At 64.6% G+C, this 19,927-nt stretch carries 18 protein-coding genes; 10 read left to right on the top strand and 8 right to left on the bottom strand.

Going from position 1 to position 19,927, the window contains the following annotated elements:
* Positions 1–63: 63 nt before the first annotated feature.
* Entirely contained in the window at positions 64–1,008 is a 945-nt protein-coding gene (mdh, locus tag OXF11_03175; GenBank protein MCY4486103.1) for a malate dehydrogenase, read from the bottom strand.
* Between the two features lie 30 nt (positions 1,009–1,038).
* The gene (icd, locus tag OXF11_03170; GenBank protein MCY4486102.1) at positions 1,039–2,301 is read right to left on the bottom strand and encodes an NADP-dependent isocitrate dehydrogenase; all 1,263 of its coding nucleotides are present in this window, start codon (positions 2,299–2,301) and stop codon (positions 1,039–1,041) included.
* Between the two features lie 368 nt (positions 2,302–2,669).
* On the opposite strand from icd, the gene ccmA reads away from it, so the two are divergent.
* Entirely contained in the window at positions 2,670–3,365 is a 696-nt protein-coding gene (gene ccmA / locus OXF11_03165) for a heme ABC exporter ATP-binding protein CcmA (GenBank protein MCY4486101.1), read from the top strand.
* On the top strand, positions 3,362–4,042 hold the full coding sequence (locus OXF11_03160) for a heme exporter protein CcmB (GenBank protein ID MCY4486100.1): 681 nt from the start codon (positions 3,362–3,364) through the stop codon (positions 4,040–4,042). The genes ccmA and OXF11_03160 overlap by 4 nt, the downstream gene beginning before the upstream one ends.
* Positions 4,043–4,050: 8 nt before the next feature.
* On the opposite strand, the gene sbmA is transcribed toward OXF11_03160, so the two are convergent.
* The gene (gene sbmA, locus OXF11_03155; protein MCY4486099.1) at positions 4,051–5,244 is read right to left on the bottom strand and encodes a peptide antibiotic transporter SbmA; all 1,194 of its coding nucleotides are present in this window, start codon (positions 5,242–5,244) and stop codon (positions 4,051–4,053) included.
* 164 nt (positions 5,245–5,408) lie between these two features.
* Entirely contained in the window at positions 5,409–6,401 is a 993-nt protein-coding gene (locus OXF11_03150) for a hypothetical protein (protein ID MCY4486098.1), read from the bottom strand.
* 148 nt (positions 6,402–6,549) lie between these two features.
* Here OXF11_03150 and OXF11_03145 point away from each other — a divergent pair, with 148 nt between their 5' ends.
* The 8 genes from OXF11_03145 to OXF11_03110 all read left to right on the top strand — a co-directional run bounded on the left by OXF11_03145 (position 6,550) and on the right by OXF11_03110 (position 14,522).
* Positions 6,550–7,341: a response regulator transcription factor gene (locus OXF11_03145; GenBank protein ID MCY4486097.1), complete on the top strand. Its 792-nt coding sequence runs from the start codon at positions 6,550–6,552 to the stop codon at positions 7,339–7,341.
* A complete protein-coding gene (locus tag OXF11_03140) occupies positions 7,341–8,801 on the top strand; it encodes a HAMP domain-containing sensor histidine kinase (protein ID MCY4486096.1) in 1,461 nt (486 codons plus the stop codon). Before OXF11_03145 ends, OXF11_03140 begins: the two co-directional genes overlap by 1 nt.
* Positions 8,802–9,078: 277 nt before the next feature.
* On the top strand, positions 9,079–9,759 hold the full coding sequence (ccsA, locus tag OXF11_03135) for a cytochrome c biogenesis protein CcsA (GenBank protein ID MCY4486095.1): 681 nt from the start codon (positions 9,079–9,081) through the stop codon (positions 9,757–9,759).
* A 25-nt stretch (positions 9,760–9,784) separates the two neighbouring features.
* Positions 9,785–9,934 (top strand): hypothetical protein, encoded by a 150-nt coding sequence (locus OXF11_03130; GenBank protein MCY4486094.1) that lies wholly within the window; start codon positions 9,785–9,787, stop codon positions 9,932–9,934.
* Complete coding sequence (gene ccmE, locus OXF11_03125) at positions 9,924–10,367, top strand: cytochrome c maturation protein CcmE (protein ID MCY4486093.1); 444 nt, start codon at positions 9,924–9,926, stop codon at positions 10,365–10,367. The genes OXF11_03130 and ccmE overlap by 11 nt, the downstream gene beginning before the upstream one ends.
* Positions 10,364–12,325 carry a heme lyase CcmF/NrfE family subunit gene (locus OXF11_03120; GenBank protein MCY4486092.1) on the top strand — a complete coding sequence of 654 codons (1,962 nt, stop codon included), beginning with the start codon at positions 10,364–10,366 and terminating at the stop codon, positions 12,323–12,325. The genes ccmE and OXF11_03120 overlap by 4 nt, the downstream gene beginning before the upstream one ends.
* The gene (locus OXF11_03115) at positions 12,322–12,891 is read left to right on the top strand and encodes a redoxin domain-containing protein (protein ID MCY4486091.1); all 570 of its coding nucleotides are present in this window, start codon (positions 12,322–12,324) and stop codon (positions 12,889–12,891) included. The genes OXF11_03120 and OXF11_03115 overlap by 4 nt, the downstream gene beginning before the upstream one ends.
* Positions 12,888–14,522, top strand: coding sequence for a cytochrome c-type biogenesis protein CcmH (locus OXF11_03110; protein MCY4486090.1), 1,635 nt, complete (start codon positions 12,888–12,890; stop codon positions 14,520–14,522). The genes OXF11_03115 and OXF11_03110 overlap by 4 nt, the downstream gene beginning before the upstream one ends.
* Positions 14,523–14,574: 52 nt before the next feature.
* Here OXF11_03110 and OXF11_03105 read toward each other — a convergent pair whose 3' ends face one another.
* The 4 genes from OXF11_03105 to OXF11_03090 all read right to left on the bottom strand — a co-directional run bounded on the left by OXF11_03105 (position 14,575) and on the right by OXF11_03090 (position 19,889).
* Complete coding sequence (locus OXF11_03105) at positions 14,575–15,051, bottom strand: flavin reductase family protein (GenBank protein ID MCY4486089.1); 477 nt, start codon at positions 15,049–15,051, stop codon at positions 14,575–14,577.
* Between the two features lie 123 nt (positions 15,052–15,174).
* On the bottom strand, positions 15,175–15,612 hold the full coding sequence (locus OXF11_03100) for a DUF1178 family protein (protein MCY4486088.1): 438 nt from the start codon (positions 15,610–15,612) through the stop codon (positions 15,175–15,177).
* 61 nt (positions 15,613–15,673) lie between these two features.
* A complete protein-coding gene (locus OXF11_03095) occupies positions 15,674–16,498 on the bottom strand; it encodes an alpha/beta hydrolase (protein ID MCY4486087.1) in 825 nt (274 codons plus the stop codon).
* A 169-nt stretch (positions 16,499–16,667) separates the two neighbouring features.
* Complete coding sequence (locus tag OXF11_03090; protein ID MCY4486086.1) at positions 16,668–19,889, bottom strand: hypothetical protein; 3,222 nt, start codon at positions 19,887–19,889, stop codon at positions 16,668–16,670.
* Positions 19,890–19,927 lie beyond the last annotated feature (38 nt).

The following is a 19,927-nucleotide window of genomic DNA, read 5'->3' as shown; positions in this document are numbered from 1 at the left end:
GGACTGGGATGGACGCCGGACGGGCTCGAAACCGCCCGGCAGCCGTCCAATGGAATTGACAGTCTAACCTTGGGCCAGCACCCGGTCCATGGCGCCCACGATCTCCTCGACGTGGGACAGGGACTCGTCGAACTGGGCCTTCTCGCCGGCCGACAGGTCGATCTCGATAACCTGCTCCACGCCGCCCGCGCCGATCAGCACCGGCACGCAGAAGTAGTAGCCCTGGACGCCGTACTCGCCTTCGAGCAGGGCCGCGCAGGGAAGCACTTCCTTCTTGTCGAGCAGGTAGGCCTCGGCCATGCGCACCGCCGCCGACGCCGGCGCGTAGAACGCCGAGCCGGTCTTCAGGAGCGCGACGATCTCGCCTCCGGCCATGCGCACGCGCTGCTCGATCTCGTCCAGCCGTTCGGATGCGATCAGCCGTTCCACGGGCACGCCGCCCACCTGGCAGGTGCTCCGGACCGGCACCATGTCGTCGCCGTGGCCGCCCAGCACCATGGCGGCGACGCTGTCCACCGAGCGGTTCAGCTCCTGGGCGATGAAGGTGCGGTAGCGCGACGAATCCAGGATTCCCGACTGCCCCACCACCTGGTTCTTGGGGAAGCCGGTGACCCGCTGGCACAGGGTCACCATGGCGTCCAGCGGGTTGGTGATGACGATGACGAAGGCGTCGGGAGCGTACTCTTTGATGTTCTCGGACACCTGCGACATGATCTTGGCGTTGGTGCTCAGGAGGTCGTCCCGGCTCATGCCCGGCTTGCGCGCGATGCCGGCGGTGATGATGCACACGTCGGCGCCGACGATGTCCTCGTAGCTGGTGGTGCCGACGATGCTGGCGTCAAAGCTCTCCACGGGCGCGGATTGGAGCAGGTCCAGCGCCTTGCCCTGGGGCAGCCCGTCGACGACGTCGAAGAGCACCACGTCGCCCAGCTTCTTCATGGCGCACAGGTGCGCCATGGTGCCGCCGATGTTGCCGCCCCCGATGAGTGCGATCTTGCGTCTTGAAATGCTCATGGTTCCGTAGCGTTTCCCGTTGCGTTACATGTTCCCCACGATGGCGTCGCCGAACTCCGAGCACTTGAGCAGCTTGGCGCCGGTCATGAGGCGCTCGAAATCGTAGGTGACGGTCTTCTGCGCGATGGTTTCCTCGAGGCCCTGGATCACCAGGTCCGCGGCCTCGTCCCAGCCCAGGTGCCGCAGCATCATCTCGCCGGAGAGGATCACCGAACCCGGGTTGACCTTGTCCTGGCCGGCGTACTTGGGCGCGGTGCCGTGGGTGGCCTCGAACAGGGCGTGGCCGCTGTCGTAGTTGATGTTGCCGCCCGGCGCGATGCCGATGCCGCCCACCTGCGCCGCCAGCGCGTCCGAGATAAGATCGCCGGTGAGGTTCATGGTGGGGATCACGTCGAACTCGTCGGGGCGGGTGAGGATCTGCTGCAGGAAGGCGTCGGTGATGGCGTCCTTGATGAGGATCTGCCCCTCGTCCGGCCGGCCGCCGCAGTCTTCCCAGGAGATGACCTTGTCGCCGAACTCGCGCTTGGCCAGCGCGTAGCCCCAGCGCATGAAGGCACCTTCGGTGTACTTCTGGATGTTGCCCTTGTGCACCAGGGTCACGTTGCGCCGGTTGTGGTCCACGGCGTAGCGGATGGCCGCGCGGATCAGGCGCTCGGAGCCCTCGATGGAGATGGGCTTGATGCCGATGCTGGCGGTGTCGGGGAAGCGGATGCTCTTGACTCCCATCTCGTCCCGCAGGAACTTCACCACTTTCTCGGCCTCGGGCGTGCCGGTTTCCCATTCGATGCCGGCGTAGATGTCTTCGGTGTTCTCGCGGAAGATCACCATGTCCACCAGATGGGGCCGCACCACCGGCGAGGGCACGCCCTTGAAATAGCGCACGGGCCGGAGGCAGACGTACAGGTCCAGGACCTGGCGCAGGGTGACGTTGAGGCTGCGGAAGCCCTCGCCCACCGGCGTGGTCAGGGGACCCTTGATGGCCACCAGGTACTCGCGGATGACGTCCACGGTTTCCTGCGGCAGCAGGCTCGGCGGGCAGTCGTCGCCGTACACCGCATCGGCCTTCTCGCCGGCGTAGACCTCCATCCAGGAGATCTTCTTCTTGCCCCCGTAGGCCTTGGCCACGGCGCCGTCCAGTACCCGCTCCGCCGCCGCCCAGATGTCCACTCCGATGCCGTCGCCCTCGATGAACGGGATGATGGGATTGTCGGGAACCTGCAGGTTGCCGTCCGAAAGCGTAACCTTTTCGCCCTGTTCCGGCACCTTCACTTGTAGATAGTTTGCCATGACTCTCCTCTGGTCGATTATTCCTGACGTTGGATTCCGGTCTCGGAGGCCTGGATCCGGGCGGTGGCCTTGGATTCCGCGGTTCCACCCATCCGGGTCAGGTTATGGAGGGGTCGTACGCGGGACCGGGTCCCGGCGTACTGACTTGGTAGTGATTAACGAATCTCCCGCGGCGAGTCAAGCAGGCCGGGCGGGCCGCCGCCGGGATGTCGTATTGGACGCGACACTCGCGCATGGGAAACCCGAGACATGCGATTTTGGCCTCGACCCGCTATATTCAGGAATTCGTGGGTCTGATGGACCCCATCAGGGGGAGACGGCCGCCTCGGCCGGTTATGGAGACCGTATTGAGCGTGCGGATGGACAGCGTGTCGAAGGTTTACGGCTTTCTCTGGGCGCTCCGGGACGTGCGCCTGGAGATCGGCGCCGGCGAATGGGTGGGGATCCTGGGCCCCAACGGCGCCGGCAAGACGACGTTGCTCCGAGTGCTCGCCGCCCTCGCCTACCCCACGGCCGGCGCCGTGGAGTTGTTCGGGGAAAAGCTCTCCTACGGGAATTCGCCGTTGCGCCGCTCCATCGGGTTTCTGGCCTCGGGCGCCCACCTCTACGACAGCCTCACGGTGAGCGAGAACCTGCGTTTCTTCGTCTCCCTCTACCGCAACGATGTCGCCGCCGACCATCGGGCCATGGTGCTGAACGAGGTGGGCCTGCACGAGAAGCGGGACGAATACGTCTCGGCCCTGTCCCTGGGCATGCGCTGCCGCCTCGCCATCGCCAAGTGGAGGCTGGTGCGGCCCCGGCTGCTGCTGGTGGACGAGCCCTACGGGTCGCTGGACCCCTCCGGGGTGGATGTGCTCAACCGCTTCCTCGAATCCACCTGCGCGGCGGGCGGCATCGTGGTGCTGGCCACCCATGACGTGCCGCGCCTTCTCGAGCGCTGCACCCGGGCGGTGATGCTCCACCGGGGACGGATCGTCTTCGACGAACCCAGGCGGGACCCGTGGCACAGCTTCCACAGCGCCTTCGACGCGCTGCTGTCGCAAGACTCCGGCGGCCCCCGTTGACCGGCGCGCTCGGACAGATCTACTGGCTCCTGTGGAAGGACCTCGTGCTGGAGGCGCGCCGCCGCGACAACCTGTTGTCGATGTTCTTCTTCGGCCTCTCGCTGCTCTTCCTCTTCTCCTTCGCCTTCGAGATCTCCAGCGAGAACGTATCGCGCATGGCGCCTGGACTCCTGTGGCTGGCATTCATGTTCAGCGGCACGTTGGCCTTGAATCAACTCTTTCAGGGAGACCGCGAGAACGACTGCCTCGACGCGCTGTTGCTCGCGCCCCTGGACCGGGGCGCCTACTACCTGGCCAAGGTTTTCTTCAACTTCTCCCTCATGTTTCTGTTGGAACTGTGCATTCTGCCGCTCTTCGGCATCCTGTTTCGGCTGGACTTCTGGCATCTCCTGCCGAATGTGCTGCTCTACACCCTGCTGGGGACGCTGGGCTTCTCGGTGGTGGGGGTCCTGTTCGCCGCCGTGACGTTGCGGGCGCGCGCCCGGGCGCTGCTGCTGCCGGTGTTGCTCTTCCCGCTGATGATCCCGGTGATCCTCGGCACCGTGCGCACGCTTCAGATCATCCTCGGCGCGGGCACGGCCGCGGAACTGGTGCCTTGGTTCCGGCTCCTGGTCGGCTTCGACCTCATCTTCATCACCGCCGGCTTCCTGCTGCTGGAATGGGTGCTGGACGGCTGAGGCACCCGCTACCCTGTCGGCGTTCGAGGTGCGGTTTCGAATTCGATGGCGGCCTGCCTATCACCTGTGATCGCTCTCTCGAAGGCGGCTAGCCGCTTGTAAATTGACATCAGCTCAATGATGGTCGTCCAGGAATGAACCAGAAACTGAAAGGACTCCTGGACCCGGCGAAACGCACGCAGGATTTGCTGCAACACACCCCAAGTGAACCCCGCAGACAGGATGCTTGGGCCGAGGACGACGAACGGCACCAACACACCCGCCTGGAGGTAGCTGTATCGAACGACGTCGAAGTACGCGTAATTCAGGTAGAGGCGATAGTAGTTTCGACGCACGTTCTCGAACACTTCCGTCAGCGCAGGAGGTTGCCCCCTGTCCTCGTCGTCTTCACCGAGGACCAGCTCCTTGCGAAAGGCCGCCTCGACCCTTTGGTTTCGAAATTCGAGCCCCGGCAGCCGGATCCCGGCCAGCAACAGGAGCCCCGTGCCGAAGGCTGACCACCCCAACGCGACCCAAAACAGGGCATGCGCCACTTCACCGACCAGAGAGACTTCCTTGACGTGCACCGAGAGTCCGAGAAGGATTGGAAGGAACGCAACGAGGGTCATCACGGCGTCGATGAAACGCGATCCCAAGGATTCAAGAATGAGCGCAAACCGCATGGCGTCTTCCTGCACGCGTTGCGACGCCCCCTCGATGCCACGAACCTGCGGCCACAGCGCCACGTATCTGTCGTTTATGGCCGTCCGCCACCTGAAGACATAGTGCCTGGTGAAGAAATTGGTCAGCATCGCAGTGATGATGTAGACTCCCGCGATGATGAAAAACCTAGACAGGAGATCAAAGTAGCCTGAAGCGCTGACCGAGCCGGGTTCCGCCAGCGCCTTCTGGATGCTGTTATAGAAGACGCCTACCCAGTCGTTGATCATGACATCCAGTTGCACCTGGAACCACGTCGCAAAGATGATGACCCCGCCACCCCCTACGGACCAGCGAGCCCATTTATGCGGCTGGTATCGGAGCCAGAAGACGACGAACGCGGCGTGTACGAGAAAGACGTACAGGTAGGGCCACAGTCGGCCAAGGCCCGTCGCATCCCCCCAGCCGTAGGCGATCAAGTTCCAAACAAGCAATGCCGCGACCGCCCACGATGTCGCAGCGAGCCAAAGCACTCTTGGTTCCGGGAAAAAGCTAGAGAACATGCTTCCCTCTCGTCATCGAAGTTGCCTTCCGAAATGTCGACCCGGCCGTCGCGCCGTTCGCCGTCACCACCGGAACGTAGGCCGGGACACGGATGACCACGCATGATCGGCGGCAACGGCGCCTGTCGGTCAGCAGAGTTGCCGGTTTGGCATCTTCCAACGGTTCACGGCGCGGTGTGCCTCAGGCCAGGCATAAACCTGATGCCAGGCTGATGCATGGAACGGACCGCAGGGCCGTAGTGATCATTAAGCGGCGTACTGGCGAGTTCGAAGACGCGGTGCAGAAGAGCGCCATCCGGCTCGACAACGTCGGTCACCCGTCCGGCCTTGATGGAGTCTTGAAGGAACGCTCTCACGTCGGTGGTCGAGGCGACGCTCCCGGAACCTGACGGCGCGAGGAGGCTTGCCACCGCGGCGGACCGAATGAGTTTAGGCCATGCTTGAAGAAGGAGGTCCGAGCTCCCGAACTGCTCCGCTGCAACCACCCAGCCGTCCTTCACGACGACATAGCCTGTCGCGCCTTCGAGGGTGACCCCCGAAAACGCCTCCACAACTTCTTCGGGTGCTTCGGACAACTTCCCCAAGCTGCGGGGCAGACTCGACCGATGGTGATCATCTATTACTGGCTTTCCGAGCGCCTTTGCGAGGAGGTACTGATATCGAGGAACCGATGCCCAGACCCCATGCTGGCCGTGCGCCAGTATTTGCGTGGCGTTGGGCATCTTGACGCCAGCAGCCTTGAATTGCATGTCGAAGCTTGCGGGTGCCCAACGGCCTGCCTCGACACAAAGCACATCTATGGTCATGCGTCCCGAGCGCGGAGGTATCCATACGGACCCCTTGACGACCCGATCTTGCATCCCGCCGGTGAATAGATCTCCAACGTGGAGCAAGACGGGGCGGTCGCCGTTGTTCTCCACTCTCAGCTTGTCGATCCGTCCCGTTTCGAAGATCCGAAGCGCCCCGTTTGCCAGCGCAGTCTTGATCGAAACGGAGTCACGGTTCCGGTGCGCTATCCCCACGTCAGGGCGTAGGACGAACACGTTCAGCTTCCCGTGTGTAAACGGCCCCCTGATCTGATCCGCCAGTGCCGTAGTTGTTGTGCATACGGCGACGACAGCGGATACGACAGCCGCCATTATGACCAGTCGTTGCATAGCCAGTCTCCTTTCCAAGCCGGATATCGAGCGCCACTATTCTTGCAGTCATCTCATGTTTGCAATTGAATGCAATACTTCGACATAAAAAGTTTGACTGTCTTATCAATGCGTGGTAGGCAGCGTCTCCTTCCTCAGGTTATTTGTTGTGAAGCAATTCATATTGTTGCAAAATTACACGTGCCCAGCTAAAATTGAGGTCATGATGTCTGCTTCCAGCACCCGTATCCTCGTGGTAGACGACGAACCGGCGGACCGCGATGCGGCAACGGCGTTTCTTGTGGGTCGCGGGTTCGAGGTGAAGAGCCCAGAAAGCGGCAACGAGGTGAAGGAGGAGACGGATCGGCTGCTGACGGCCTGTGAATTCGACCTCTTGCTTCTCGACCTTGCGATGCCGAACCTGGATACACTAGCCTTGATCCGCAGTCTGAACGAAAAAAAAACTCGGCTTCCCGCAATAATGATGTCCGGGCAGGGTGGGCCGGCCGACCGCATCCAGTTCTTGGAAGCGGGCGCAGACGACTTCATTGCTAAACCGGAGCCGCCACTCCAGTGGCGCGATACCGAACTACTCGCGCGCATCCAGGCGGTTCTGCGACGCGCGAATGGGAGGGACGGAACGGTGGGCCGCGTGGGAGACGTGTATGCGTTCGAGGGCTGGAGCCTAGACCCCCTGCGGCGCCAGTTGCGCGACCCAGGCGGTGTGCTGGTTGGGCTCACTGACGGCGAATTCCGACTTCTTCTGGCACTGCTCCGGGAGCCGGGGAAGGTGCTCGCACGCGACGAGCTGCTCGGTCCCGGCGACGCTTCGGGCCGGAGCATTGACGTGCACGTCAGTCGGCTCCGCAACAAGCTTGAGCGCAGCCCGGAGGCTCCCGAATTCATCAAGACGGTACGGGGTGGCGGCTACATCTTGGCTGTCCCGGTGCAGAGGCCATAATGCAGTTGGTTCGGCGCTCCCTGCGCCGGCGCGATACGATGACTCTGCGTGGGACTGCGATCTTCGCGTCGGTTCTCGTCCCCTTGCTCGCACTCTGCGCGTACAGCTATCACTGGGATCGCGCCAGCGCCGCGAAATACCTTTTCCAGCAGAACGTTCGTCGGATCGTTGCGCTTGTAGAGACATTGGAAAGAGGCGAAGCGAAGCGGAGTGAGGAGAGGCTGATGGGGGCGATAGGCGGCGTGGCGTTGCCCGTACAGTCCTTTAGAGAGAAGCCGCTCTTTCTCACCGATGCACGGTGCTATGCCTTGGCCAAGGACAACAACTGCAATAGACGACAAGCGAAGAGGGGAAGTGGCGAGGGAACAGAAGTGAAGGACTTTGGAGTTGTTTCGCTATCTTCAGCCCTCAGGGAACGTGGTCTGGTGGGAAACGGGGAAGTGACGGCGGTTTACTTCCGGGACAATGAAAACCCGCCGCAGGATACCCACTATCGCACGAACTTTGGGGGCAGCGAGCAGTTCGACCCTATGCCGAGCCGACGCAAGGCGATCATGGCGGTCGAGTACAGATCCAAGTCCGGCAGGTACTTCCGCTATACGGCGTTTGTCACCGCGACCGATACGATTTCGCCTGGCTGGGCATGGCGAATGGCGGGCTGGCTACTCGCCGTCGCCACAGGTGGTATCCTGCTTTCCGGTGTGGCGACCTATCTGGCGACGGGGTCGATCCGGCGTCTCTCCCTTGACGATCCCGCGTCGGCGGTCGGCCCCCGCGAAACTCGCCGCATCGCGAGTGCACTGAAGGCCTCACAGGAAGATATGCGGTCTGTGGCAAGAGACCTTGGATGGGCTCTGGCCGCGTTGACGCACGACATGCGGACGACGCTTGTCAGACTCAAGCTCTTTATCGAAGACATAAGCGATGACTCCAAGCGGGACCGCGCCGAAGGTGACCTCGCGCAATTGGAGAGCATGTTGCATGAGGCGTATGAGGTCGCCCGCTCCTCGTCGAATGACGAGCCGCAGCAACAGGTTGATCTGGCATCACTCGTGCAGGCGCTATGCGATGCAGCAAGCGATGCGGGCCGGACTGCGCGCTATCGCGGCCCCGGCCGCATCGTGCTGAACTGCCAGTCTTCGGCCATCCGGCGCGCGCTCGCCAATCTCATCAACAACGCCATTGACTATGGTGACGAGGCCGATGTCGAACTTTCGGAGGATGACGAGACGGTTCGGATCGTGATCGGCGATCGCGGCCCCGGCATTCCGGCGGCGGAGCGCGAAGCGGCCTTTGTGGCTTACAAGCGGCTCCCGACCGCGCGCGACCGCAATCCCCGCGGCGAGGGACTCGGCCTCCCGATCGCGCGGAACGCGATTCGGCGCTGCGGTGGCGACATCTTCCTCCGCGACCGGGAAGGCGGCGGCCTCGAAGTCCTGGTGACCCTGCCTAAACGCTGACCGGAAGCCTACGGCGGCACGGCAGGCACGGCTCATGGATCCGGTGCATCAACACCGGTTTGCCGGACCAGCGCCCTCTTGGATATTCGCGCGCACGTCTCGGATCTTCTCGTCATAGTCCTCTCCTTGCCGACTCTTCTTCCCGGAGAAGTGGGCCCGATGTTGGGAAGTGCGGTTGCCAGTGCTATCATGGCTGAATACCCACCCACCCGACCTCTGAGGGGAAACGTAACTTCTGCTGCAAGGCGCCTCTCCGTGGGACATGAACAAGGATTCCATGGCTCGACGAATACTAGGCACGCTGGCACTGATACTCATCCTGACAGGTCTGTACTGGGGCCTGGTGGAGGCGCCGCCCGACGCGCGCCAGGGCGAGACCCAGCGCATCATGTACCTCCACATTCCCAGCATCCTGGTGGCGTACCTGGCGTTCTTCATCGTGTTCGTGGGTAGCTGCCTGTACCTGTGGAAGGGTGAGCGCCGGGACGACAATCTGGCCCACTCGGCGGCGGAGATCGGCGTGCTGTTCACCGCCCTGACCATCGTGGAGGGCTCCATCTGGGGCAAACCCACCTGGGGCGTGTGGTGGACCTGGGATGCACGCCTCACGCTCACGGCCATCCTGTTGCTGATCTTCTCGGCCTACCTGCTGCTGCGCTCGCTCATCGAGGACCCGCGGCGCGGCGCGGTATCCGGCGCCATCGTGGGCATCATCGGCTTCCTCGACATCCCGCTCATCCACATGTCGGTGTACTGGTGGCGCACCCTGCACCAGCCGCCTTCCATCCTGCGCCCGGACAAGGCGCCGTGGGACAACATCGATCCGGCGATGCTGTGGCCCCTGGGGATCAATTTCCTGGCGTTTCTCGTGCTGTTCTTCTATTTGCTGTCGTTGCGCATCCACCTGGGAGAGGTGGAGGACCGGGTGCGCCGGAGCCGGCTCTTCGAGGCAAGCTGACGACGCTTTGCGGAGGTTCGAAACCATGGGACAATGGGGCTTCGTCTTTCTTGCCTACGGCACCGTTTGGGGCGCCGTCCTGCTCTACGTGGTGCTGCTGAAGCGGCGCATCCGCAAGACCGCGGCCATGGAGATCCCGCGGACCGGGAAGGAGGCTCACGGCCATGAAGCGTAGGCGGTTTCTCATCGGCGGCCTCGTCATCGTCGGCGCCCTGACCTATCTCATCTACGGCGCCATGCAGAACGCGGTGGTCTACTTCGTCACGCCGAGCGAGCTCCACGCCGAGACCGGCGCGCCCGACCGCTTCCTGCGGGTGGGCGGGATGGTGCTGCCCGGATCGCTGGAGAAGGACCTGGGGCGGCGCACCTTCCGCTTCAAGATCTCCGACGGCCAGCAGTCCATTCCCGTATTCTTCCAGGGGGTGCCCCCGGACCTTTTCTCGGAGGGCAAGGGCGCGGTGGTGGAGGGAAGGCTGAGCAAGGAGGGGGTGTTCCAGGCCTCCATCGTCATGGCCAAGCACGCCGAGGAGTACAGCCCGTACAAGGAGGGCGAGGATCCCTCCACGGTGCGCAGCTTCGTGCCCGCGCGGCCCACGGGGGGTTCGTGACCGGAACCCTGGGACATACCTGCGTCCTGCTGGCCTTCGGGCTGGCGCTCTGGGGCATCGCCGCTCCCGTCCTGCACGCGCGCACCGGCAACGAGCACTTCTACGCCTCCGCCCGTTACGCCATCGCCGGCCAGTTCCTTTTCGTCACCGTCGCCGCCGGGGCGCTGATCTACGCGCTGGTGGCCACCGACTTCTCCATCCGCTACGTGGCCTTCAACACCACCCGGGCGACGCCGGTCTATTATCGCGTCACCGGCCTCTGGGGCGCCCTCGAAGGCTCGCTGCTCCTGTGGGAATGGATCCTGATCATCTTCTCGGCGCTGGTGGCGTGGTGTTACCGCGCGCGCATGCGCGAGTTCATGCCTTGGGTGCTGATGGTCTTCTCCATCGTCTCGGCGTTCTTCCTGGCGGTCATCGCCTTCGCCTCCAACCCCTTCGAGCTCCTGTCGCCGGTGCCGGCCGACGGGCGCGGCCTCAACCCGCTGCTGGAAGACGCCAACATGCTGAGCCACCCGCCGCTCCTGTACACGGGGTTCGTGGGGCTCACGGTGCCGTTCGCGTTCGCCATCGCCGCGCTCATCCGCGGCCAGCTCGACCAGTCGTGGATCGTCGCCACCCGGCGCTGGACCATCACCGCGTGGTTCTTCCTCACCCTCGGCAACATCGTGGGCGCGTGGTGGTCGTACCACGTGCTCGGCTGGGGCGGCTACTGGGCCTGGGACCCGGTGGAGAACGCCGCCTTCATGCCCTGGTTGCCGGCCACGGCGTTCCTGCACTCGGCGCAGGTGCAGGAACGGCGCGGCATGCTCAAGACCTGGAACCTGCTGTTGATCATCATCGCGTTCAGCCTGACCATCTTCGGCACTTTCCTGACGCGCTCCGGCGTCCTGTCGTCCATCCATGCGTTTTCGTCCGGCCCGGTGGGATTCTACTTCCTGGCGTTTCTCGCGTTCGTGCTGGTCTCGTCGCTGGGGCTGCTGGCGTGGCGCAGCGATCAACTGCGCGGGCAGCCCGAGCTGGACTCCGCGGTGAGCCGGGAATCGGCGTTCGTGCTGAACAACGTGGTGTTCGTGTCCGCCCTGTTCACCATCTTCCTGGGCACGGTGTTTCCGCTCCTGTCCGAGGCCGTGGCCGGCGTTCAGGTGAGCGTCGGGGCGCCCTACTTCAACGCCGTCACCGCTCCCCTCTTCCTGCTGCTGGTCTTCCTCATGGGAGTCGGGCCGCTCATTGCCTGGCGCCGGGCTTCCTGGGACAACCTCAAGCGGAACTTTACCTGGCCCATGGTGGCGTCCCTGGCCGTGGCCGCGGGCCTCTTCGCCGGTGGCATCCGCTCGTTCTTCTCGCTGCTGGGGTTCACGCTGTGCGCCTTCACGGTGTGGACCATGGTGTGCGACACGTGGCTTTCGCTGCGCGCGCGCCGGCGCCTCGCGGGCGAGGGCCCGATCCGCGGCTTCGCCACCCTCGTGCGACGCAACCAGCGGCGCTACGGCGGTTTCGTAGTGCACCTGGGAGTCGTTCTGGTGGTGCTGGGCATCGCCGGCTCCATGGCCTACAGCATCGAGCGGGAGGCGACTCTGAGCGTCGGCGAGAGCCTCACGGCGGGCCCCTACCAAGTCTCCTTCGAGGGGCTGCGGGGGTCGCAGGAGCCCACCCACTACCGGGTGGAGGGCGCGTTCCAGGTGTCGCGCAACGGTCATGAGCTCGGACGCCTGTCACCCGCGCTCAAGTTCTTCCCGATCCAGGATTCGCCCATCGGCCGGGCGGTGTTCCGCAGCACCCTCAAGGAGGACGTCTACCTGATCCTCTCGGGTTTCAGCGAAGTGGGGCAGAACCGGGCCACGCTCAAGGTGCTGATCCGTCCCCTGGTGCTGTGGATCTGGCTCGGCGGCCTGGTCATGGCCCTGGGCACGCTCATGGCCATCCTGCCCATGGGTCCGGCTCGACGGAAGGAAGCATGAGCCCGGCGGCGCGCAGGCTGCTGCTCACCCTCATGGCGGTGGGCGCCCTGGTGATCCTGCTGGGTTACGGCTTCTACCGCGATCCGCGCTACATCCTCTCGCCGCTGGTGGGAAACACCGCCCCGGACTTCTCCCTGACCTTGTTCGACGGCCGCGAGGTGCGCCTGTCGGAGCTGCGGGGCAAGACCGTGATGCTGGATTTCTGGGCCTCCTGGTGCCTGCCCTGCCGGGCCGAGGCGCGGGACCTGGAGGCGGCCTGGAAGCGCCAGGGAGACGACGTGGTGTTCCTCGGCATCAACATCCAGGACAAGGAGGCGGACGCGCGGAAGTTCATCGAGGAGTTCGGCATCACCTTCGCCAACGGGCAGGATCCGGACGGCAAGATCGCGGTGGATTACGGCGTCTGGGGAATTCCCGAAGCCTTCTTCGTCAGCCCCGCCGGCAGGATCACGTACAAGCACGTCGGCGCCATTCCGCCCGCGGTGCTGGCCACCAAGCTGGAGGACGCTCGCCGCGACCGCGCCAGCGCCGAGAGCGGCCGCGGCGAGCATCAGACGATACGATGACAGTCCGGAAAAAGGACAAGAAGGCGCGGTTGGGAGAACCGGGACGCCGCCGTGCCGGCGGCGCCACCGCGGTGCTCGGCGCGCTGTTATTGACCTTCTCCGTGCACGTACACGCCGACCAGGCCCTGGAGGACCGGGTGCGCGCCATCTCATCGGAGTTGCGCTGTGTCGTGTGCCAGAACCTGTCCGTGGCCGACTCCCCGGCGGAGATGGCGGTGCAGATGCGCGGCATCGTGCGGGAACAGCTCCAGGCCGGCAAGACGCCGGACGAGGTGCGCGCGTATTTCGTCTCCAAGTACGGCGAATGGGTGTTGCTGGCGCCGACCGCCCAGGGCTTCAATCTGACCGTCTGGATACTCCCCTTCGTCGTCCTCCTTGCCGGTCTCGCGTTCGCGGCCTGGTACCTGCGCCGCTGGAGCCGCCGCCGGACGCGCGAGCCGGAGGGCATGCCGGATCCGGCGCTGCTGGAGCGGGTACGGGCGGCCGTCGCCGCCGGTGAGGAGACGGCCGGCTCCCCGGGCAGCGCCAACCCGCCCATCTACCAGGACCTGAGGGAGCTGGAATTCGACCACCAGGCGGGCAAGTTGTCGGACGCCGATTACGCGTCCCTGAAACAACGGTATGAACGACAGGCCGTGGAACTGCTGCGGGAGGCAGGTGATGCCGCCGCGGCCGTCCCGGAGCCGGACGCGCGGGAGCCGGAGATGACGGAGCCAACTCCTTCCAGGTGGAGCAAGCGGTCGTGGATGATGGCCGGCGGGGCCGCCCTGCTGCTGGCGGGGGGCGTCACCCTGGGGCTTCTCCTGGGCCAGTCGGTGCGTCCGCGCACGTCTCCGGAGGACAGCATGACCGGCGACTTCCTCACGGGAACCGGTCCCGGCGGCATCGGACAGCCGGGCGCCAGCAATCCGGCGGCCGCGCTGCGCCAGGGGCAGGAGGCCTTCCAGCGCAAGGACTTCAAGGCCGCCATCCAGGCCTTCCAGACCGTGTTGCGCCGCGATCCCGGCCACCCCGCGGCCAACGCCTACATGGGGATGATCCTGGCCCAGGCCGGGCATGTCGAGGCCGCCCTCGAGGCGCTGGACCGCGCGCTCGCGCGCACCCCCAACTTCCCCCTGGCGCTGTGGGCCAAGGGCATGGTGCTGTTTCAGGACGGCCGCGACCCGGCCGGCGCGCGCGAGCACCTGGAGCGGCTGGAAGGCCTTCTGCCCCAGGGAGAGCAACGCAATGCCGTGCGCGACATCATCGCGCGGATCGGCGAGCAGGCACCGGAACCGGCGGGGGCGCCCGCCGAGAGACGCATCGAGGGCACGGTGGAGCTGGAAGCCGGACATGCTCCGGGCACCGGAGCCCGGGCCGTCCTCTACATCATCGCCCGGCCCGCCGGAGCCCAGGGCGGCCCGCCCCTGGCGGTTAAGCGTATCGTCGCACCGGCCTTTCCGGTGTCCTTTTCACTGGGTCCCAACGACGTGATGATACAGGGAACGGCCTTCGAAGGCCCGCTGAATCTGACCGCACGGCTGGACCGCGACGGCGACCCCCTGACGCGCGAGGCCGGCGAACCGGCCGGAGCCCACGACGGGAACCCCGTCTCGCCCGGCGCACGAAATGTGGTCGTGAAGCTGCGCTGACCGCGGCGGTCTGGCGTGGCGGTGCGAAGCACCGAGTCCAGGCGCCCCGCTATCACCCGCCTTCAGGAAGTCTCTGGTACTTGCCCTTGTAGAACAGCAGCGGGCGGTCGCCCGCTGCCTCCGCGTGGATGATCTCGCCCAGGTAGATGGTGTGGTCGCCGCCCTCGTAGCCTTGGGTGACGGTGCACTCGATGTACCCGATGGTCTGGTCGAGGAGCGGGATGCCGTTGCCGCTCATGTGCCAGGCTGTGTCCTCGAACTTCTCGATGCCCTTGGTGGCGAAGCGGTTGGCCAGTTGCTCCTGGTGCTCACCCAAAAGGTTGACGGCGAACACGCCCGAGTCCTCGAAGCACTCGTAGCAGTTGGCCTTCTTGTCGATGCACACCAGCACCAGCGGCGGGGTCAGGGAGAGGGAGGAGAAAGCGTTGGCGGTGATCCCCGTGGGAACTCCGGCCTTGTCCTTGGTGGTCACGATGGTCACTCCGGTGGCGAAGTGCCCCAACACGTGCCGGATCTCGCGCGGGTCCATGCTGCTCGGCGTAACAGACGGGGCCGAGCATTGTCAATCACCGTGCAGGGTTCATGGGTACCGGTGTCCGGCAGCGGATCAGCCGCAAAACACAAGGTTGGCGAGGCGGGCAACCGGCCGGATTCAGCCGTCGAGCTCCGGCTTCGGCAGCATCATGTAGGGGACGCTGTCGTCGTCAAGCGCTTCCCTTTGCTCGGCGGTGGCGGTGCCGTGGATGGGGCGTTCCTCGGTCTCGCCGGCGTGGATGCGGCGGGCCTCGTCGGCGAAGTGATGGCCGACATTCTCGAAGTTGTTCTCGATGTAGTGGTGCACCCGGATCAGCGCTTCCTTGAGCTGTTCCGGCGGGGGCATGGCCTGTGGCTGACGTTGCGTCGGCGGAGCCGGTCGCTCCTCCTGTTTCGTGTGTACGGCGCAGGCATGGGGGAGCTTGGTGACGGCGGTGGAGTTGCACACCGGACAGACGACCAGGCCTTGGGAGAGCTGCTCCTGGAAGTTCTCGGGCCCCGAGAACCATCCCTCGAAGCCGTGATCGTTGTTGCAGGTGAGATCGTAAATGACCATGTCGATCAACCGGACCGGGCCGGGCCTCCTGTTCCGAAGTTAAATCCGGCCCCCGACCGTGTCAAGACAGCAGGAAACCCGTCACCACATCGACGAACGCGTCCTGTTCCTCGATCTGCGGTTCGTGTGCCGAGTCGTGGAACCGGTGGGTCGTGGAACCGGGGACGATGCGCTGAAGCCGGTCGTCCCAGTCGGGCTGGTTGAGGGGGTCGTGGTCACAGCCGATGATGAGCAAGGGCACCGTGACGGTGGACAGTTGCTTCACGAAGGCGTCGATGGTGGAGCCGCGCTCGTACCCCGGGCGCTTCAAACGGGCCGCGGACAGGGCCTCCCAGGCACCCGGCGCGATGGAATCGTTGTAGCGCGACTCGACGCATTCCTGGGTGAGCCACTTCTCGTCGTGAAACAGCAGCTTGAGAAGCTTGCCCATGTTCTCCAGGCTCGGGGTGTAGTCCTCCAGGTCGGCCTGGAAGTCGCTCTTGAACACCCCGGCGTTGCCGCAGATGGTCACCATCTTCTTCATCTTCAAGGGCGAGGGATTCCGCACCGAGCTTCTCAGGAGCGTGCCGCCGCCGGCGGAATTGCCCACGAAGAAGGCCTCGCCAACGCCCACCACCTCCAGCCACTGGGCGAGGTGCGTCAACCGGAACCCCGAGGGGTCGGAGAAGCTGTAGATCTTGGCGGTGCGGCCGTAGCCCAGCATGTCCGGAGCGAGCACGTGAAAGGTCCGCCCGAGCTTCGCAATGGCCGTGCCCCAGGTGGCCTCGGCCGACGCGCCGTACTCGCCGCCGTGGAGCAGCACCAGGTCGGGGCCCTCCCCCGCTTCCAGGTAATGGGTCTCGATGCCTCCGACCCGAAGTGTCCGATGCAGATAGTCCGTGCTCATGTTCCGTTCTCCCCGCCAGGCACACGGCGAGACTGCCCGGCCCGCTCCTTCCGCCCGTGATCTCCGGACCATCCTACACCATTTTCTCGATGTCGATTACTCCGGGGGTCGTTGAGTCGATAACGGCGGCCGCAGCACGGACTGGTCAGGGGTTATTGCCGGCAGTGGGCTACTCGACATGGACCTGCACCGACCCGGAGCAGTTGTTTGTGGTATCGGACTCCCCGGACACCGCGTCCACGCATGCGCCGTAGTAGTAGGTGCCGGCCGTGGAGGGCGCGGTCAAATCGATCGACTCCGCGCTGGTCCCCGCAGCCGCGAGCGCGCCGACAGAATCCATCCCGACCTTCGTGTCGGACGTCGAGATCGTGGCATCGGTCGAGCGGTAGTAGTGAAGCGTCGTCGCCGCCGACTCCTCGTTGCCCGAATTGGTCACCGTGACAGACAGCGTGAAAGGTCCCCCGGTCGCAGGGCTTGCATTGTCCACCGACGGTGTCCCCACCTCCAGATTTGGAGCCGTGACCGTAACCTTCACAGGAGAAAAGAACTGGCAGTTGTTATCGGTTTCATTCTCATCCGTCACCGCGTCCACGCACGCGTAGTAATAGTAGTCATCGGGTATCGACGGCGCGGTCAGGTTGATCGTCTTTTCGCTCTTGGCCGCTGACGCAAGTGCGCCGACATCGTCCGTGCCAACCGCCGTGTCCGACGACGGATCGAGGATCCAAGGGCTCGTCGATCGATAGTAGCGCAGCGTCGACGCCCCGGCCGCCAGGGCGCCCCGGTTCCGCACGGTCGCCGACAGGGTGAATGATCCTCCCGGATTCGGGTTGTTATCGGTCGTTGAGTCAACCCGCGCAGTCAGGTCCGGGGCCGGCACCGGTACTTCCAGCGTTGTAGCGCGGGTACAGTGATCGCTCGTGTCCGACTCGTCGGGAACCGCATCCACGCACGCGCCGTAATAGTAACTGCCGGGTGCCGCCGGAGCGGTCAGGTCGCCCGACGGGTAATGTTCAATTTCCCCTGCCGCGAGCGCTTCGACCGCGACGGTGGCCACCACCATGTCCGACGTTGAGATCGTATCGTTCGTGGAGTGGTAGAATCGTACGGTCGTGGCCGCCGCTTCCCCGTCCCCTTCGTTTTCCAGGCGGGCCGACAGCCGGAAAGTCCCCCCGGGCACAAGTGGGATTTGGTACGAGGGGCCCTGGGTCATTCGGATCGTCAGGTTCGGGCGCACCTTGACTTCCACCTCCACGGCCTCCGAGCAGTTGTTCGCGGTGTTCCACTCGTTCGGCACCGTGTTGATACACAATCCGTAGTAGTAGGTGCCGAGCGTCGTTGGCGCTCTCAAGAACTCGGTTCCGGTGCTTGAACTCCCTGCAGCGAGGTGATTGCCGTAGATTATCCCTGCTCCCGACAGATTCGTGTCCGAAGTCGTAATGGTCGAATCTTCGGATCGGTAAAAGCGCCCCAACAGACGCCCCCTCACATCCACTTCGCCCTCGTTGGTTACCGTCCCTGACAACACGAAGAAACCCCCCGGCTTCATCTCCGCCGGCGCCGACGACGACGCAACCAGGTCCGGCCGTTCGTCGACCGTCACCGGCACTGCCGCCGAGCAGTTGTTTCGCGCGGTCTCGTTCGCCTCACCCGCCACCGCGTCCACGCACGCGCCGTAGTAATAGGTGCCATTGTCCGATGGTGTGGTCAGGGATGTCGAATGGTCGCTGGCGCCGGCCGCCGCCAGCGCGCCGACATCGGCGGTGTCCACCTGCGTGTCGGACGTCGTGATCGTCGAATCGATGGAGCGGTAGTAGCGAAGCGTCGTCGCCGCCGCGTCCACACCGCCCGAGTTGGTCACCGTGCCCGACAGGTTGAATGTCGTCCCCGGTCCCTTGGTCGCGTCGTCCACCGAGACCGAAGACACCACCAGGTCGGGACCGGCACTGGATGACACCGTGATCCGCACGGACGCCGAACAGTTGTTCGTCGTGTTCGATTCTCTGGCCACCGAATCCACGCAGGCTCCATAGAAGTACGTGCCGGGAGACGCCGGCGCAGTGAGGTCGATCGACTGCCTGCTGCCCTCCGGTTCATAAACCAGCCCCGTCCCTGCCAACTGTCCCACTTCGTCGTTACCCACTCTCCTGTCGGACGTGTCGATCGTGGCATCCGCGGAGCGGTAGTAGCGCACGGTCGTTTCCACCGAGTACGCGCACCCGCTGTTTCGCACCGTCGCCGAGAGGGTGAAGGACCCCCGGGTTACCAAGTCGTTGCCGGTCACGGCAGGCGCCGCCATAACCAGGTCCGGCTCACATGCAAATTCTCCTACCGACACACCGCCATATTCCCAACAGTTGTTGCTCGTGTTCGTCTCACCGGGCACGGCATCCACGCACACGCCGTAGACGTACCAGCCGGGGTTCGATGGCGCGGGGATACGCCCATCGACACGGCCGGAGCTGGAGCCAGGACGTACGGATGGCAAGTCAACGGTGGCCACCGTTGTGTCCGACATCGTGACAGTCTTGTCATCCTCGGAAAGCAGGAATCTCAGAGTCGAGGGCGCAGATGTCCCACCACCCAGATTCTCCACGTACGTCCATTTACCCAGGGTTCCCCCCAGTCCCACCCTGAGAGAGCCGCCACCAAACTTGAGGAACAGATCAGGCTTGGCAACACGAACCATCACCGCTGGAGAACAGTTGTCCGTCGTGTCGGATTCACTCGTCACCGCATCCACGCACGCGCCGTAGAAGTAGTACAAGCCCGGAGGAGGTGTCGTAGGCACAGGCAAGGTCATGGATTCAGCGCTGCTACCGGAAGCGTCAAGTCCCACCAGGGTGCTTGCATCCACCGCAAAATCCGCAGTCGTGATCGTTTCATCCGTAGACCGGTAGTAGCGGAGCCTCGTGGAGGGCGATGTCCCGGCGCCCGCGTTGGTCACCGTGACTGACAGGATAAACGACGTACCCATGGCCGGCAGGTCGTCGTCCACCGACGGTGTCCCCAACTGAAGGTTCGGATATTGCGCCGTCCCCGGTGGCGTCCTCGAATCCTCCAGATCCAGCTTCGCCGACCGGGAGCAGTTGTCCGTAGTATTGGACTCATCTGTCAGCGCGTCCACGCAAGCACCGTAGTAGTATGTCCCCGCCGTCGATGGAGCTGTGAGTGAGATCCATTGCTCGCTGGTGCCGGCTACCGCGAGTGCGTCGACAGAATCGGTGCCGACCTCCGTGTCTGACGTCGTGATCGTCGCGTCCGTCGAGCGGTAGTAGCGGAGCGTCGTCGCCGGCGCCTCGGCGTCGCCATCGTTGCTCACCGTCGCCGACAGGGTGAACGGCCCGCCCGTCTCCACACTCGCGCCGCTCACTGTCGGCGTCCCGACCACCAGGTCCGGTTGGCCCTGCACCGGCTGCACCGGCGCAG

The sequence above is a fragment of the Deltaproteobacteria bacterium genome (assembly GCA_026712905.1).
Lineage (GTDB): Bacteria > Desulfobacterota > Binatia > UBA9968 > JAJDTQ01 > JAJDTQ01.
This window is presented reverse-complemented; position numbering and strand designations above follow the sequence as displayed.